The 14,777-nt window shown below is 41.2% G+C and carries 19 protein-coding genes; 1 reads left to right on the forward strand and 18 read right to left on the reverse strand.

Going from position 1 to position 14,777, the window contains the following annotated elements; translation table 11 throughout:
• Positions 1–12: 12 nt before the first annotated feature.
• The 15 genes from PHE37_RS06335 to PHE37_RS06405 all read right to left on the reverse strand — a co-directional run bounded on the left by PHE37_RS06335 (position 13) and on the right by PHE37_RS06405 (position 11,352).
• Positions 13–549, reverse strand: coding sequence for a F0F1 ATP synthase subunit delta (locus tag PHE37_RS06335; RefSeq protein WP_299997494.1), 537 nt, complete (start codon positions 547–549; stop codon positions 13–15).
• Positions 550–1,065 carry a F0F1 ATP synthase subunit B gene (locus tag PHE37_RS06340; protein ID WP_299997496.1) on the reverse strand — a complete coding sequence of 172 codons (516 nt, stop codon included), beginning with the start codon at positions 1,063–1,065 and terminating at the stop codon, positions 550–552.
• Between the two features lie 8 nt (positions 1,066–1,073).
• Complete coding sequence (locus PHE37_RS06345) at positions 1,074–1,496, reverse strand: F0F1 ATP synthase subunit B' (protein ID WP_300008326.1); 423 nt, start codon at positions 1,494–1,496, stop codon at positions 1,074–1,076.
• Positions 1,497–1,564: 68 nt separating this feature from the next.
• On the reverse strand, positions 1,565–2,407 hold the full coding sequence (locus tag PHE37_RS06350; RefSeq protein WP_299997499.1) for a ParB/RepB/Spo0J family partition protein: 843 nt from the start codon (positions 2,405–2,407) through the stop codon (positions 1,565–1,567).
• Between the two features lie 9 nt (positions 2,408–2,416).
• On the reverse strand, positions 2,417–3,202 hold the full coding sequence (locus PHE37_RS06355) for an AAA family ATPase (RefSeq protein ID WP_299997501.1): 786 nt from the start codon (positions 3,200–3,202) through the stop codon (positions 2,417–2,419).
• Positions 3,199–3,834, reverse strand: coding sequence for a biotin--[acetyl-CoA-carboxylase] ligase (locus PHE37_RS06360; RefSeq protein WP_299997503.1), 636 nt, complete (start codon positions 3,832–3,834; stop codon positions 3,199–3,201). Before PHE37_RS06360 ends, PHE37_RS06355 begins: the two co-directional genes overlap by 4 nt.
• Positions 3,815–4,726 (reverse strand): methionyl-tRNA formyltransferase, encoded by a 912-nt coding sequence (gene fmt / locus PHE37_RS06365; RefSeq protein WP_299997504.1) that lies wholly within the window; start codon positions 4,724–4,726, stop codon positions 3,815–3,817. Before fmt ends, PHE37_RS06360 begins: the two co-directional genes overlap by 20 nt.
• Positions 4,727–5,497: a glutamate 5-kinase gene (gene proB, locus PHE37_RS06370; protein WP_299997507.1), complete on the reverse strand. Its 771-nt coding sequence runs from the start codon at positions 5,495–5,497 to the stop codon at positions 4,727–4,729. It abuts the gene before it with no gap.
• Positions 5,494–6,591 (reverse strand): GTPase ObgE, encoded by a 1,098-nt coding sequence (gene obgE, locus PHE37_RS06375; RefSeq protein ID WP_299997510.1) that lies wholly within the window; start codon positions 6,589–6,591, stop codon positions 5,494–5,496. The genes proB and obgE overlap by 4 nt, the downstream gene beginning before the upstream one ends.
• 154 nt (positions 6,592–6,745) lie before the next feature.
• Entirely contained in the window at positions 6,746–7,003 is a 258-nt protein-coding gene (rpmA, locus tag PHE37_RS06380) for a 50S ribosomal protein L27 (RefSeq protein WP_015654103.1), read from the reverse strand.
• 28 nt (positions 7,004–7,031) lie between these two features.
• On the reverse strand, positions 7,032–7,340 hold the full coding sequence (gene rplU / locus PHE37_RS06385; RefSeq protein ID WP_300008329.1) for a 50S ribosomal protein L21: 309 nt from the start codon (positions 7,338–7,340) through the stop codon (positions 7,032–7,034).
• 61 nt (positions 7,341–7,401) lie between these two features.
• Positions 7,402–7,773, reverse strand: coding sequence for a RidA family protein (locus PHE37_RS06390; protein ID WP_299993269.1), 372 nt, complete (start codon positions 7,771–7,773; stop codon positions 7,402–7,404).
• A gap of 26 nt (positions 7,774–7,799) precedes the next feature.
• Complete coding sequence (locus tag PHE37_RS06395) at positions 7,800–8,195, reverse strand: DUF255 domain-containing protein (RefSeq protein ID WP_299993270.1); 396 nt, start codon at positions 8,193–8,195, stop codon at positions 7,800–7,802.
• Positions 8,196–8,224: 29 nt separating this feature from the next.
• Positions 8,225–9,322 (reverse strand): succinyl-diaminopimelate desuccinylase, encoded by a 1,098-nt coding sequence (gene dapE / locus PHE37_RS06400; protein ID WP_299993271.1) that lies wholly within the window; start codon positions 9,320–9,322, stop codon positions 8,225–8,227.
• A complete protein-coding gene (locus tag PHE37_RS06405; RefSeq protein WP_299993272.1) occupies positions 9,319–11,352 on the reverse strand; it encodes a hypothetical protein in 2,034 nt (677 codons plus the stop codon). The genes dapE and PHE37_RS06405 overlap by 4 nt, the downstream gene beginning before the upstream one ends.
• Before the next feature lie 141 nt (positions 11,353–11,493).
• On the opposite strand from PHE37_RS06405, the gene PHE37_RS06410 reads away from it, so the two are divergent.
• Entirely contained in the window at positions 11,494–11,913 is a 420-nt protein-coding gene (locus PHE37_RS06410) for a PAS domain-containing protein (RefSeq protein WP_299993273.1), read from the forward strand.
• On the opposite strand, the gene PHE37_RS06415 is transcribed toward PHE37_RS06410, so the two are convergent.
• The 3 genes from PHE37_RS06415 to PHE37_RS06425 are packed head-to-tail and all read right to left on the reverse strand — an operon-like array spanning position 11,910 to position 14,712.
• Positions 11,910–13,214, reverse strand: a complete 1,305-nt coding sequence (locus tag PHE37_RS06415) for an MATE family efflux transporter (protein WP_299993274.1) — start codon at positions 13,212–13,214, stop codon at positions 11,910–11,912. The two genes, PHE37_RS06410 and PHE37_RS06415, sit on opposite strands and share 4 nt — an antisense overlap.
• Positions 13,215–13,225: 11 nt before the next feature.
• Positions 13,226–13,510, reverse strand: coding sequence for a hypothetical protein (locus tag PHE37_RS06420; RefSeq protein ID WP_299993275.1), 285 nt, complete (start codon positions 13,508–13,510; stop codon positions 13,226–13,228).
• On the reverse strand, positions 13,507–14,712 hold the full coding sequence (locus tag PHE37_RS06425) for an MFS transporter (RefSeq protein WP_299993276.1): 1,206 nt from the start codon (positions 14,710–14,712) through the stop codon (positions 13,507–13,509). The genes PHE37_RS06420 and PHE37_RS06425 overlap by 4 nt, the downstream gene beginning before the upstream one ends.
• Positions 14,713–14,777 lie beyond the last annotated feature (65 nt).

Genomic DNA, 14,777 nt, shown 5'->3' on the forward strand with positions numbered 1-14,777 from the left:
CTTTCCCGAGGGTTAAATTGCTTTTAAAATGTGCTCAACAAGTTGAGCATTGAGGCGGCTTTTTGAAAAATTGATCTCAACGTTCAAATCATCAACTTCAACGCGGATACCGTCAAAATCTGATGCAACGTAATCTAATGTGATTGTAGTACCTGTTTTAGTACCTAAATCACGAGCGATCAAATCGACTGAAGCTTGATCAACAACGCTATTGCTGTAGATACGCCCTTTATACATTCGTTTTGAACTTGCAATCGAGCGTTTTAACTCTGACGCAAGAACAGGAATCAAGAGTAAACGACCGTTTTCTGCTAATAATTTAACAAGGTTGTTTACCATTGAACTGTTTGCAGGAGCGACCATATCCAAAATTAATTGGCATTTAGCATTCGCATTTACATCACTGCTATTTAAAATAGCAATGAATTTGTGATCATCATAGGCAACGGCAACACTACTGAGTAATGCTGATAAATTTTCCAATGATTCCGCGTCACAGCTTTCCATTAAAGGTTTGATGTAACGTTTTGCAATGAGTTCATACTGCATTTATGCCACCTTCTTTTTCAAGATTTCGGTCATAGCTTCTTTACCCAAAGCTTCATTACTGCGATTCATAACATCACTCATAAGCTCACTTACGACTTCACGAACCATTTTTCGTTTATCAAGTTCCATCAATGCACTATTTTGCTTTGCAATAACCTCTAAGTCTTGCTCACATTGTGCCAAAATTTTGTCAGACAAAATTTTGTTTTCTTTTTTACTTGACTCTGCTAATTCGCTCGCGAATCGTTCCGCTTCTTCGACTTTGTGTTCTGCCGCCTCTTTGAGACGTTTTGACTCTCGAAGACGCTCTTGAACTTTTTCTAGCTCATCGGCAATCCCCGAACTTCTACCGCTAAAATAGTTTTTAAGCGGCTCTGCCAAAACGTAAAACAAAATTCCGGCAAAAATCAGGAAGTTGATCGTTCGCTGAACGATATCCGTAGAGCCCTCACCAGCCGCATCTGAACCAAATAGATATGCGCTGAGAAGTAATACTGTAACGATTATTTTACCCATTGCATACCTCACATCTGACTTAGTTTTGCTGATACAGCAGATTCGAATGCAGGAACTTCATTTTGAAGTGTTGCAATCAACTGTGTGCGCTCTTGCGATAAATCGCTTTCGAACTTCGTGTACTCAAGTGCTAATTCAGCACGTTTTGTCTCTATTTTGCTATTTGCCAGCGCTTTGGCCTCAGCAATAACTTTTTCTCTTAATGCCGCTGCTTCCAGTTTAGCATCACTCATAATCTTTTCTGCTTTGGCATGAAATGCAGCGATTTCGGAATCGTTGTTACCAACTTGCTCCAAATCTTTTTTAATATCTGCATCCCGTTTTTCCATATAGCTGAAAAGAGGTTTGTAAAGCAAACTGTTTAGTAGGGCAATAAGGACAAGGAAGACAATCAGTGTGCTGCCAAGCAGCATCGGACTTATATCTAACATACCACCTCCTAAAAGTTGCGTGATTATACAACTTATAAATTGAAGGGACAGTTAAACGTCAAAAGATATTAAGAAAGTAGGTCTAAAAATGATTCAATTTGATCATTATCTTCAAATTCAATGGTCATTTTGTAACCTTTTGTGCTACATTTATAACCAAGCATCTGTAAATGTTTTTTTACTGAAGTAAAATTCAGCCCTTCAGCAGTATGTGAATCTTGTGAAGTTGGAGAAGGGAGTTTAATTTTTTTTACCATACTTTCCACATCCCGAACACTCAATTTTTGACCGATAATGGAATCGATCATCATCGTTTGCTCGTTTGGTTCCAAACCAATAATGACTTTTGCATGTCCGGCAGTAATTTTTCCCTCTACTAATGCTTTACGTCCTTTTTCACTCAACTGCAATAGACGTAAGGTATTCGTTATTTGAGTACGGCTTTTGTGCACGGTTTGGGAAAGCTGCTCGTGGGTTAACTCATGTATATCGATCAATTCTTGATACGCTTGTGCCAAATCAATAGCATTCAGTTCATCACGTTGGATATTTTCAATCAATGCCTGCTGACGCATCTGTTCATCACTGACATTAACAACAATTGCTTTAATCGTTTTATTTTTGGCAAGCTTACTCGCACGCAAACGGCGTTCACCAGCTATCAAGATAAAACCGTCTAAATCTTCTTTGATAACGATAGGCTGCAACAATCCGTGTGTTTTAATTGATTCGGCAAGCTCTGCCAAAGATTCAGGATCAAAATGTTTACGAGGTTGATAAGGATTTGGACGTATTTTACTTAAAGAAATCTCTTCTACTCCGCCTCTTTTTGGAAGTTCATTATCATATGCTTCTTCGATTTCACTTAGAAGTGCGCCTAGCCCTCTTCCCAATGCTGATGCTTTCGCCATATTTTTCCTTTAGGCGATAATGGCATGTGCCAAATCTTGGTACGCCATAGATCCGCTCGATTTGACATCATACAAAATTGCCGGCTTTCCAAAACTCGGGGATTCAGCTAGTTTGACATTTCGTGGAATAACGATAAATTCATCACTTCCGCCCGATTTAAAAAGCTTAGCCTGAAAATGCTGTCGTAGATCGGCAAAGACCTGACGGGAAAGGTTATTTTGAGCACTGTACATTGTCGGTAAAAAACCTTTAATAGTCAGCTTTGGATTAATCGTCTTACGAACCAATTTAACGGTGTTCAAAAGCTGCGCCAATCCTTCAAGTGCAAAAAACTCACATTGGATTGGAATAATGACGGAGTTCGATGCCGAAAGTGCATTGATTGTCATTGGCCCAAGTGCCGGTGGTGAATCGATAATAACATAATCGTATTCGTCTTTGACTTGAGCAATGGCACGTTTCAAAATCAGTTCACGCCCTTTTGCATTGTCCGCATCATAATATTCTTTTTCAACTCCGACCAAACCGATATTCGAAGGGGCGATGAACAGTTTCGGCAATGCCGTCTTTAAAATAATTTCACGAAGTTTTTTTGCACCGATAAGTACATGATAGATATTAAACTCATAATTGTTGCGATGATACCCTAATGAGGTCGTTGCGTTTGCTTGCGGATCGGCATCGATCAGTAATACTCTTTTTTCAGCAACGGCTAGGGATGCGGCTAAGTTAACGGCGGTCGTGGTTTTACCCACTCCCCCTTTTTGATTGGCAATAACAATAACTTCACTCATCGTAAACTAAATATCCTTTGGCCATCACATTCTAACGATCCGTCTTCTAATAAAACGGCCCGTTCCAATGCAACTTTTTCATTATTGTTGTGGGTAAAAAAATCTCTACTGTTTTCAAATTCTATCTGGTAATTACTAAAAATCTGCTTCCACGATGGTAAATTTATAAACAACTCACTATAAGCTTTTGTTAAATCATATGCACTGATCGCAATATCTATTTTTCCAAAATCTTCTGGGGCTTCCATCAGATTAATACCAATGCCGCATACAAGTGTATCCCCAATCAAATTGGTGATCACTCCACCGATTTTTTTATTTCCCAAATAAAAATCATTGGGCCATTTAAGCCATACCTTTGAACCAAACGAGTGCAAAAGTTCTTTCATCAAAAAAGCCATATAAATTGATGAAGACTCCAATCTCAAATCTGTAGGAAGGGATGCACGAGGCAGGGCTACAGATATAAAAAGGTTTCCTGTGGCACTGATCCAACTATTGCCTCGAGAACCTTTCCCTATTGTTTGCGATGATGCACCTACACATACCGGGGCAGATAATCGTGCAGCTTTAAGTTCTTCCAAAAGAAAGCTTTGAGTCGATTCAAGCGACTCAAACCAATGGATTTCCACACCCTATCCGTTTTCCGTTGAGATAATCAACGACTGAGGTCTCTTGTTTTGAAGGAGCTTGAACTTTAATAATGCGCAATGAACCTTTGCCGCATTGAACGACGATACTCTCTTTATCCATAGAAAGTATCATTCCAGCCGTACCGCTGCTGAGTTCCTCTTCGAGTTTCATTGCTTTGATTTTTAACCCTGAATCGATAAATATACCCGGCCACGGCGTGAATGCACGATAGCGGTTATAGATTTCGCGTGCATCGGAAAAATCGATCAAACCGTCAGATTTAAGAATCTTCTTGCAATGCGTCGCGTCGTCATCATTTTGCTTTACCGCACTTTTTCGATTCCAGTTGCGGATTACATCAAGAGTCAAATCCACTGCAGTATCGGTCAAACGTTTATACAGCGATTCCACCATCTCATCCGCACCGATGCTAACGGTTTCAATCTTGATAATATCTCCCGTATCAAGTCCTTCATCCATCCACATCGCTGTTACACCGCTTATTGGGTCGTTGTTCAATAAACTTTGCTGAATCGGACTGGCACCTCGGTATTGAGGGAGAATGGAAGCGTGTAAATTGACACAAGGGGCATGATCTAAAATCGCTTTCGGCAAAATCTGTCCGTAAGCCGCGACAATAATCATATCGCAAGGAATCGTCAAGAGTTCCTTGACTACCGCTTCGTCTCGTAATCGATTCGGCTGAATGACACGAAGATTTGCCTTTTCCGCCAACACTTTGACTATAGGCGGTGTCAAAATTCCTTTACGGCCCACCGGTTTATCCGGCTGAGTATAGACGGCTACAATCTCAATATCATCTGCCTGGATCAGAGCCTCTAAAATGGTTCCCGCATATTCGGGTGTTCCCATAAAAATAATACGGGTCAATTAAAGTTCCTCTTGGGCTTTAAACAAACTGCCGCCAAGATGTTCGCCGGCTATCAAAAAACTGCGTGCATCGCTAAGATCAAATCCGCTTGCTAAAAACATTGCACCGCCGCGTTTGAGAAGAAAATCAGCTGCTTTGAGTTTAGTAACAATGCCGCCTGTTGCAAAATTGTGATTAGGAGTAACTTCCATTAAAAGTTCTTCAGGAGTAATGCTTTCTATTCGTGTTCTTACCATTGCATCCTCATACGTACGAGGATCTTTGTCGTAATAGGCGTCGATATCTGATAATATAACCAATAAATCCGCCCCAAAATGATAAGCGGCATATGCAGATAGCTGATCATTATCACCTAAAACAAGTTCTTCTGTTGCAGTTGCATCGTTTTCATTAATAATAGGAATTACATTATGTTTAAGGAGCGTTTCAATCGTATCTTTAGCTTTTTGAGACTGCTCATCCGTATTAAAGTTGGCTGCTGTTACCAATACTTGGGAAGGGAGAATATTATGGTGTTCAAACATCTTTCGATATTTGTTCATCAATATCGGCTGACCGATAGAAGCAAGGGCTTGCTTGTTCGCTAAAATTTTTTTATCAAGTTTGAGTTCTGTATACCCTGCAGCGACTGCACCGGAAGAGACAAGGATCACTTCATAGCTCTTTTTGAGCTCGGCAATAAAATCGACCAGATTTTGCATGCGGTCTTTTGCAATACGGTTCTGTTCGCTTAAAACAGCACTTCCGACTTTAACGACGATCCGCTTCATTTGCGCTCCGTTACGACCATTTGATAAAGTGCATACGTTAAAGGTTTGATATTGAGATTGATCGCCGAAGAGATCGGAGCGATAAATGCCGGTTTTGTACGATCATAAAACGCTTTATCAAAATCTTCTTGTTCATAAACCGGATACTCTTCACTAAAAGCAAAACGACTTTTGGTTACCGGAGCCAGATTAACCAATTTCAAAAAGGCATTGGTTTTTTCAATCGCCTCTTCGGGGCTCATCGCATCGGCACGGGTCAATGCAATTGCAAAATTACGTTCTGCCAATAAGGGTGAGAATTTTTCGAGTTCTTGCTTTAGCGTTTCGTACTGATATTCTAACTCATGGTACGATGCCAAATCAATCATAAACAACAATGTTTTCGTACGTTCAATATGTCGTAGGAATTTAAGACCAAGCCCTTTCCCCTCTGATGCTCCACCGATGATACCGGGAATATCTGCCATAATATACGAATCGAACTCACCGATATTGATTTGTCCGAGTTTCGGAGTCAATGTAGTAAATTCATAATTTGCCACTTCCGGACGGGCATTTGAAACTGTAGAGATCAAGGTTGACTTACCGACATTCGGAAAACCGACAAGCCCGACATCAGCGATCAATTTAAGATCAAGCCGGACAACCCGTGTAACAGCCGGTTCACCCGGCTGTGCATACATCGGTTTTTGGTTAGTTGAAGATTTAAAATGGACATTTCCAAGTCCACCGCGTCCTCCTTCTAAAAAGAGAACCTCTTTACCGTCTTCAAGAAGATCCAATAAAACTTCGCCTGTTTCGACATCAACAACCTGCGTTCCGGGTGGAACGACAACAACAAGTCGTTTACCCGCTTTACCTGCCATGTTCGAGCCGGAACCCGGCTGTCCTTTGTCGGCTTTTAGATTTTTGTTCCCTTGGAAATGGGCGAGGGTGTGTGTATTGTTATCAACTCTAAAATATACATCGCCCCCTTTACCGCCGTCACCGCCGTTTGGACCACCTTGAAGGACGTATTTTTCCCGTCTGAAAGCAACACACCCTGCTCCCCCTTTTCCGGATGAGACGGTAATTTCTACACTATCACTAAACATGGATGTCCTTAAAGTTATTTTGAACATTTGCCTCGGATGAGACAATTATTATTTGCTTAACACTATACTTCGTCATTAAAGTACACAATTAAAAAGATAATTTTGGAAATTGTATCAAAATCGGGCGAAAGCCCGATGTGAATCTTTGAGAAAATTAAGCGGCAGGGATGATAGAAACTTGTTTGCGTTTTTTGTCTTTGCGTTCAAATGCAACGACACCGTCAACCAACGCATACAATGTGTGGTCTTTACCCATACCCATATTTTTACCCGGGTGAACTTTTGTTCCGCGTTGGCGGATAACGATGTTACCTGCTCTTACGAATTCACCACCGTATTTTTTGACACCGAGTCTACGTCCCGCTGAATCGCGGTTATTCTGTGTACTACCCTGACCTTTCTTATGAGCCATGCTATTCTCCTACTATTCTTTAAATGAATTACGCAGCGATCTTAACGATACGAACGCGTGTGTGATCTCTTCTGAAACCACGTTTCAATTTACTGTCTTTACGGCGACGTTTTTTGTAGATCACGACTTTACGGTCACGACCTTCATTGATAACCTCAGCAGTAACAACAGCACCCTCTACAAATGGAGTACCGGTTTTAAGTTCACCGTTATTAACGGCAAGAACTTCTTTGATTTCGACGGTGGCTTTAGGATCTAGTCCCATTTTATCGAACAAAAGGATATCACCCTCTTGAACTTTATACTGTTTTCCGCCGTTTTTGATAATTGCGTACATTAGCGTTCCTTACTTACAAGTCTACAAAAAGTGGCGAATTATAGCCAACGTTTATTTAAGCTTAAATTAAAGCGATCGCATCGATCTCAACAAGTGCATTTTTCGGTAACGTTTTAACAGCAACCGTAGAGCGTGCAGGCTTATGATTTCCGAATGCTTCGCCATAGATTGTATTCACAGCTGCAAAGTCATCCATACTATCGAGAAAAATAGTTGTTTTAACCACTTTATCTAATGAACTTCCTGCCGCTTCCAAAACCGCTTTGAGGTTTGAGATCACTTGAACACATTGTGCGCTGACATCACCGCTGAGCATCTCTCCTGCCGGGGTAAGTGCGATTTGACCGGAAGTAAAAACCATTCCGTTAGCAATTATCGCTTGCGAATAGGGTCCGATAGCTGCTGGAGCGTTTGGAGTATGAACAGATGTCATTATAGTTTCCTTTGAGTATTGATCAATTATTTTTTGTATTTTACCAAAGCATCATCAAGAATTGACTGATAATCCTCTACCGGCCAATATCCCGGCATAGAATAAATCACTTTTCCGTTATTGTCTAAAAAGTAATTCATCGGTACCATTTTTGCAGTCAAATTTTTCGGATAAACACTTTTATCACGGGTTACATGTACGGCTACAAATTTTGAATTCAATTTTGAAACAACATCTTCATCTTGAAGGGTCGTTGCCTCAAATTTACGGCACCATCGGCACTGTTCGCTCGTTATGAGAACCAATAAAGGCTTGGACTCTTTTTTCGCTTTTGCTTGTGCTTGCTCGTAAGTATCATTCCAAGCAATTTCTGCTGCAAAGAGATTAGCCATCAGTAATACTGCTAGTACTATTTTTTTCATTTCTCGGCCTTTTTTTCTAAAACGAAATTTTACCTAAAATTATCAATCAACTTTGTAAAAACAGTATAAAGATTTTTCACTTCATCAATGGATGTACGCTCATTCGGAGCATGGATCGTATCATTAATAACACCGAATTCAATTACGTCTATTCCGTATGCAGCGACAAAGCGGGCATCTGATGTCCCACCGGCCGTAGAATTTTTAGGCGTCAACTCGCATACAGACTCTATTGCATCCGAAAGGGCACGGACTATTTCAGTATCCGCATCCGTTACAAACGGCTCAGCCGACTGATCGAGTCGGAGAGTATAGTCCAGCCCTTCCAAATGCTCCGCGATAAACGACTCAATCGATCCTTTGTCCGTACGAGTGGAGTTACGGACATTAAACATCATCTTAAGTTTCCCCGGAGAAACGTTCGTCGTCTCGATTCCCGCACGGATATCCGTAATAACGATCTGACTTGGGGCAAAATATTCATCCCCATTATCCAAAAAGGCACCCGCAATTTTTGAAAGTACCGGTGCAATTTTGTGAACCGGATTGATCGCTTTTTCCGGATAGGCGGCATGACCTTGTTTCCCGATTATTTCAATAATCCCGTTAATCGATCCCCGTCGCCCAACTTTGATCGCATCCCCGAAAGTGACCTCACAGGTCGGCTCTGCGACAACGACGGCATCCGGGAGCAAATGGTGCTCCTTTAGATATTTTAATACCTCAACCGTTCCGAATTTTGCCGGACCTTCCTCATCAGAAGTCAGTAAAATCGAAAGTGTTCCATTAAAATTTTCAACCTCGCTCAAAGCTTGTGTAAACGCTGCAACACCGCTTTTCATATCTTGGGCGCCGCGGGCATAAATATAGCCATCTTTTTCGGTTGCGATAAACGGGTCGGTATTCCAGCCGTCTCCAGCAGGAACAACATCAACATGTCCTGCAAAACACAAATGCTTTCCTTCCCCGAAAGTACGATAAGCAAAAAAGTTTTTAACTCCTTCTTTATCGATGCGAATCACTTTGAAGTCACTCAAATAGTCTGATAAAAAATCGAAAATACCTCCATCTTCAGGAGTAACACTCTGTGATTCCAAAAGTTGTTTAAATAATTCAATAACGTTCAACTTAAATCCTCTTTTAATTGCGTCTCATATTCCAATCGTAAACCTTGAGGTGTCATTATAAAGCCCATCAGTTTGATTTTGCCTTGCAGAATTTGACGAGAATGGGTTTCACATAATGCTATAAGATGATGATGTTCTTTGACAGCATTATTTTTTTGAGGATTTCTCACCAATGCTCCGCAGATAACACATTCACATGCAACCACTTCACGATATCGTTTGATATACTCTTTTTGATTGCCCAATTCTAAAACATCATACTCTTTTGCCAAAGTTTCTCGTAATCGCTTGGCGTTTTGTAAAAAATGGGAGTTCATATGAAGCGACTCGGCAAACTCTAAACCATACACGCTGCTCCCGCGCCCAGGTTTAAGTATCCGGTCATAAATCAAACGATCATTCTCCTGATTGTAATGAACACTCAAATGCAAATTGACCACTTCACGCAAACGGCTAAGCTCACTAATCATGGAAAGCTGATGTAAATGGGTAGTCATTAGAAAAAGAGAGCCTTTTTGTGAGAGTTCCATAATCGTACTTGCAACAATAGCAACGGCAGAGAGCGTTTCCGTCCCGTGACTGATCTCATCCCCTAAAATAAGGGAGCGGGACGTTGCACGGCTAAAGACAGTATTGAGTTCCAACATCTCTACTCCAAAGGTTGAGAGCGATTTTGCAACATTGTCACGCGATTGTATACGGGTATAGACCCCGTCAAAAAGTGAAAATTTCATCGCTTTTGCGGGGACATAAAAACCGGCTTGTGCCAGTGCTACGGCAATTCCGATACTTTTCATGAGAGATGACTTCCCGCTGGAATTGATCCCATACAGCAATACCCCGCGAATATTGGCACCGTCGTGTACTTTTGAATCCAGCATGACCGTATCCGGATACGGCAAATCGAGATGATCGCGATCCCCCATGACAATATCATTGGGAACATACGCTATCCCCTGTGCTTCTACCAACAAATGGCGTAATCCGCTGATCTGTAAAAAATTTTCTTTTGATGATTCGATGATCGTCGGGCGTACAAGCGCATACTTTTGAGCACTCAAGGCTGAAACAACAGCCACATCGATTTGAGCGATCCAATCAATCGTGTTACGCATAAGAAAAATTTGAGACTCTACCCATTGACGGTCACCGAAATGATTTTTAAGCTCGACATCCCATCCATCTAAAAGTGTTTCCGAAGGAAGCAGATGTATCAGTTTATGTTTTACACAATAGGACTGGATTTCAATCACTATACTTAATGACAATAGAAAAGACTCTATATTACTCTCACAACGACTTTGAAGTTGCCACCATAAAAGCTCAATATCCCCCATTTTTTCTAACCGTTCTTTTAACCATGATGCATGGGGGTTAACTGCTTCAATCCAATCCAAACGGCGATTAAGCTCGCGAGAATTTTGGATTGGCAAAAAAAGACGAAGACGGCCTAAACGCTGTCCCATAGGAGTCGACATGGTCAATAAAAGTTTAGTAATACTCGGTACTCTAAAATCGATTGCCGTCATTTCGAGTTGTTCGAGTGCATTATTACCCAATTCCATCAGTTCTGTTGTTTCCAGAAAAATAGGATGTGCATATGCGGTTGTATCCGTATCCTTTAGATGATGGGCCAGCAATGCCAATGCCTGAGCGCAAAGCGGCCTTATTTCGAGGTTCAGATGTTCTATAGGCGTAAGGAGAGAGTGTACGTTAAATACTTTTTTAAACAGGGAATTTTGGCTTTCAATATCATAGGCTCTATCATCATAAATAGCTTCAAACATGGCAAAATTACTTGCAATTTCTTCAAATAACTGTTTTGAAGATGCCCCAATGATAAGACGACGGCTGTTCGTAACAAACAGCAAATGCAATACTTTATCAATTGCACCGTATGGATGGGAAGGTTCCGCTGCAATTTCAGACATCCATCCTTTTAATCCAAAGGGTTCAAACATTACTAAACCGATTGAATATCCATCGGCATTATAACTGATAAACAGTGCAGCCTGAGGTTCTTTAATCATACCATCACCACGTCGATTTTAATTTCTGGGAGTTATTATATCTATAATAAAAAAAACAAAATAAAAATTTAACTTTTATTTTTGTAATAATCGAGTTATAATCGCAAGCTTATATTCTAATCTAAGTTTAGGACATCCATTATGAAACGACCTACCCCGGTAAACGAAGAAGTTTTATTTGACGGACGAAGTTTGATTTCCGAAACCGATACTAAAGGCATTATTACCTATGTCAACCGTAAGTTTACGGAAATGACTGGTTATACAGCCCAAGAAGCAGTCGGACAGCCACACAGTCTACTACGCCATCCAGATATGCCAAAAGCAGGCTTCGAAGGGATGTGGAAAATTATCCAAAGCGGTAAAATATGGGAAGGATACGTTAAAAATCTTCGCAAAGACGGAAAGTTTTACTGGGTTGTTGTACATATCGTTCCAAAACTCGATGAAGAGGGAAATATTATCGGCTACATAGCTTCACGCAAGATGCCGGATCGTAATCGTCTTAAAATCGTCGAACAGCAATATGCTGAATTGCTCGCAGCAGAAAAAAACGGTTAAACCTTATGGTTTAGCCACTTTTTCTGCTGATAAACTTTCCAAAACCACCATCCTTTAATGAATGTTTCAATTGTCATAGCAATATAAACTCCCAAAATTCCGCCTCCCGATTTTAGGACTAAATAAGATGGAATAATACGAAAAAGCCATAACGAACCTATCGAAATCTGCATACTCATCTTGGTCGCACCGGCACCTCGCAATGCACCGCTTAGAACAAATGTCATTGCAAGCGGTATTTGTGAGATCCCCACAAGCCGCAGATAGAGTGCCGCTTGATCCATTGTTTCCGGATCGTTGGTAAAAAACTGGATCATAAGTTCCGGAACAATGAGCAGGACAATCCCCACACTCCCCATAAAAACCATTGCTATTTTGGTGCTGAGAACTCCGGATGCATACGCATAATCATATTGCCGCGCACCGATGTATTGCCCTGCCAGTACCATAGCGGCTACCGAAAAACCAAAACCCGGCATGAATGCTAAAGCCTCTATCCGAAGTCCGATCTGATACCCTGCCAACGCCTCGGTACCCTGTGAAGCAATCATCATGACAAAGAGTAAAAAGGATGTTACCCCGACAACGCGTTCTACCGCTGCCGGAGTGCCGATAACAATCATTTTTTTGAAATCTCCCAAAGTAAAAATCGGATAGATATCCAAGACCCCGCCTTTTCGTTGCAAAAGCCATCCATACAGCACAACATTAAATCCATAGGCACATACGGTAGCATAAGCCGCTCCCTCTACTCCCATCGCTTCGAATCCGCCATGCCCGAAAATGAAAAGATAATTCAATCCGCCGTTGAGCAATGCCGAAAAAATTTTGATGGCTAACGATGTTCGGGTATCCCCTGCTGCGGAAAGGGCATTATAAGCTAAGGTATCGAGAAAAATAAGCCCCATCCCTAAGGAGAGAATTCCAAAATATCCGCTGCCAAGGTCTACGACATCGCTGCTTGAGCCCATCCAGCGAAAAAAATCAGCCGAAAATATCCATCCGATCCCCCCGACAATTAAAGATCCGGCTAAAGCTACCCACATCCCGACGTATACCACTGCCGAAGCACGATTACGCCGTCCACTTCCGATATATCGGGAAATCAACGCACTCGACCCGATAGCATAAACGCTCATTAAAGCCTGAATCACCATCAGAAACTGCATTGACAGTCCGACAGCCGCCAGTGCCGCAACACCCAGTGCACCCACCATTAGCATATCGATAAGAATCTGTACAATATCGAGCAAATGTTTCAATGCAGCCGGAATTGCCAGCCGAAGCACCCGTTGTTTCATAATATATGTATTCAGTTTTGTAACTTCTGTGAAATTGCATGCATAACACTAAACAACTCGTCTTTTGTTTCGTAACGCAGTTCTACCCTATTGATCGGCACCTCACCTACCGGATCAAAATCGCAGATTAAGACATAGGCGATCAATACGATCGCATCTGCTTTTAATTCTGCCCATTCCAATGAAACCGATGCTGTTTCACCGGCAGCATGAATTAATGCCGCCGGATATAAACGAGTCACTTTAGACAAATCAATTTTATGTCCATTTGACTCAAACCAAATCTCTTTATTCATCCTATCTCCTTAAGTACGAACGTCCGTCGAATCCATCCATAATAAAATGCCGCCAGTGCAAATACACTTCCCAAAATCAAAGTAATAGTCCCTAATGAAACTCCTACCTGAGCTAAAGAGCCTATCAAAAGCGATACTGATGCTCCGACTCCTAAAAAAATCATATCGTTATACGCAATGACACGACCGTAGAAATCACTATTGGTATGATGCTGCAAAAGGGTATAGGTATACGACCACAATGTCGTCGTCACAAAACCGACTCCGATCGAAGCGATAACAGAAAAATAAAAATGTTCAATCGCGAATGCCCACAAAGCAATACTCAACGCTTCGGCAAGCAACAACCATCCCAGTCTAGAATTATTAATCCAATGCCCTAGTATCATCGGACCGATTACAAGTCCCAGTGCCCGTGCAGCATTAATTAACCCAATCCCTAATGAAACTGCAATGATTTGCGCATAGAAATGCTTAGCCGCTAATGCTACCAATGCATCAAATGCCGTAAAACCTACTACGGCATGCAAAATCATCAGATGCAAGACGATACGGTTATCACGAATGTATCCAAAAGTTTCCCTCATCATTTTTACAAAGTGATCCTCATTCGTCGATAACTCGATATTCATACGAAGTGATAAAACCAATATCAATACAACCATAAATAATCCGGCGTCCAATACAAAAGCCGCTGTAGTTCCCGCCCAGTAGACAAATAATCCGCTCAAAGCCATCCCAACCGTATAAGATAGTGACCATATTATCGAATGTATTTCATTTGCGATTTGAAGTGATTTCCCCTCCAGAATTCTAGGAAGAAGCGACATTTCTACCGTAAAATGGAAACTTGATGCCCCCATGCGAATAAATACTAAAAGATACAAAAACCATAACATACTAATATTGTCAACACTAATCAATGACAGGGTACAAACGATTTCAATAAAGGTAAGTATGATCATGAGCCGTTTAGGATGAATCCGATCGAGAATGACTCCACTCAAAGGCGCTTGAAACACCCCCGGTAAAAAATGTATTGCCGCTACCAATGCAATGATAGAAGCACTAGCATCCATTTGTATCAACAAAGTATAGATCGCGACATTGCTAAACCAAGCACCGAAATAGGCAATCAGCTGAATTATAGAAAGACGACGAAGCAGTGGTTCGTTCCGTAAAAGAGTTAAATAGCGTTTCATAACCGGAAGGTTATCATAGTTCGTTAAAGTTTTTATTTTCATTGACGATTTAGCAAATACAAAAT

This window comes from Sulfuricurvum sp., assembly GCF_028681615.1.
Taxonomy (GTDB): domain Bacteria; phylum Campylobacterota; class Campylobacteria; order Campylobacterales; family Sulfurimonadaceae; genus Sulfuricurvum.

Bases quoted from the DNA above. Each gene is read 5' to 3' on its own strand.
- PHE37_RS06335 (WP_299997494.1), bottom strand. From the start codon at position 549: ATGCAGTATGAACTCATTGCAAAACGTTACATCAAACCTTTAATGGAA.
- PHE37_RS06340 (WP_299997496.1), bottom strand. From the start codon at position 1,065: ATGGGTAAAATAATCGTTACAGTATTACTTCTCAGCGCATATCTATTT.
- PHE37_RS06345 (WP_300008326.1), bottom strand. From the start codon at position 1,496: ATGTTAGATATAAGTCCGATGCTGCTTGGCAGCACACTGATTGTCTTC.
- PHE37_RS06350 (WP_299997499.1), bottom strand. From the start codon at position 2,407: ATGGCGAAAGCATCAGCATTGGGAAGAGGGCTAGGCGCACTTCTAAGT.
- PHE37_RS06355 (WP_299997501.1), bottom strand. From the start codon at position 3,202: ATGAGTGAAGTTATTGTTATTGCCAATCAAAAAGGGGGAGTGGGTAAA.
- proB (WP_299997507.1), bottom strand. From the start codon at position 5,497: ATGAAGCGGATCGTCGTTAAAGTCGGAAGTGCTGTTTTAAGCGAACAG.
- obgE (WP_299997510.1), bottom strand. From the start codon at position 6,591: ATGTTTAGTGATAGTGTAGAAATTACCGTCTCATCCGGAAAAGGGGGA.
- rpmA (WP_015654103.1), bottom strand. From the start codon at position 7,003: ATGGCTCATAAGAAAGGTCAGGGTAGTACACAGAATAACCGCGATTCA.
- rplU (WP_300008329.1), bottom strand. From the start codon at position 7,340: ATGTACGCAATTATCAAAAACGGCGGAAAACAGTATAAAGTTCAAGAG.
- PHE37_RS06390 (WP_299993269.1), bottom strand. From the start codon at position 7,773: ATGACATCTGTTCATACTCCAAACGCTCCAGCAGCTATCGGACCCTAT.
- PHE37_RS06395 (WP_299993270.1), bottom strand. From the start codon at position 8,195: ATGAAAAAAATAGTACTAGCAGTATTACTGATGGCTAATCTCTTTGCA.
- PHE37_RS06405 (WP_299993272.1), bottom strand. From the start codon at position 11,352: ATGATTAAAGAACCTCAGGCTGCACTGTTTATCAGTTATAATGCCGAT.
- PHE37_RS06410 (WP_299993273.1), top strand. From the start codon at position 11,494: ATGAAACGACCTACCCCGGTAAACGAAGAAGTTTTATTTGACGGACGA.
- PHE37_RS06415 (WP_299993274.1), bottom strand. From the start codon at position 13,214: ATGAAACAACGGGTGCTTCGGCTGGCAATTCCGGCTGCATTGAAACAT.
- PHE37_RS06420 (WP_299993275.1), bottom strand. From the start codon at position 13,510: ATGAATAAAGAGATTTGGTTTGAGTCAAATGGACATAAAATTGATTTG.
- PHE37_RS06425 (WP_299993276.1), bottom strand. From the start codon at position 14,712: ATGAAACGCTATTTAACTCTTTTACGGAACGAACCACTGCTTCGTCGT.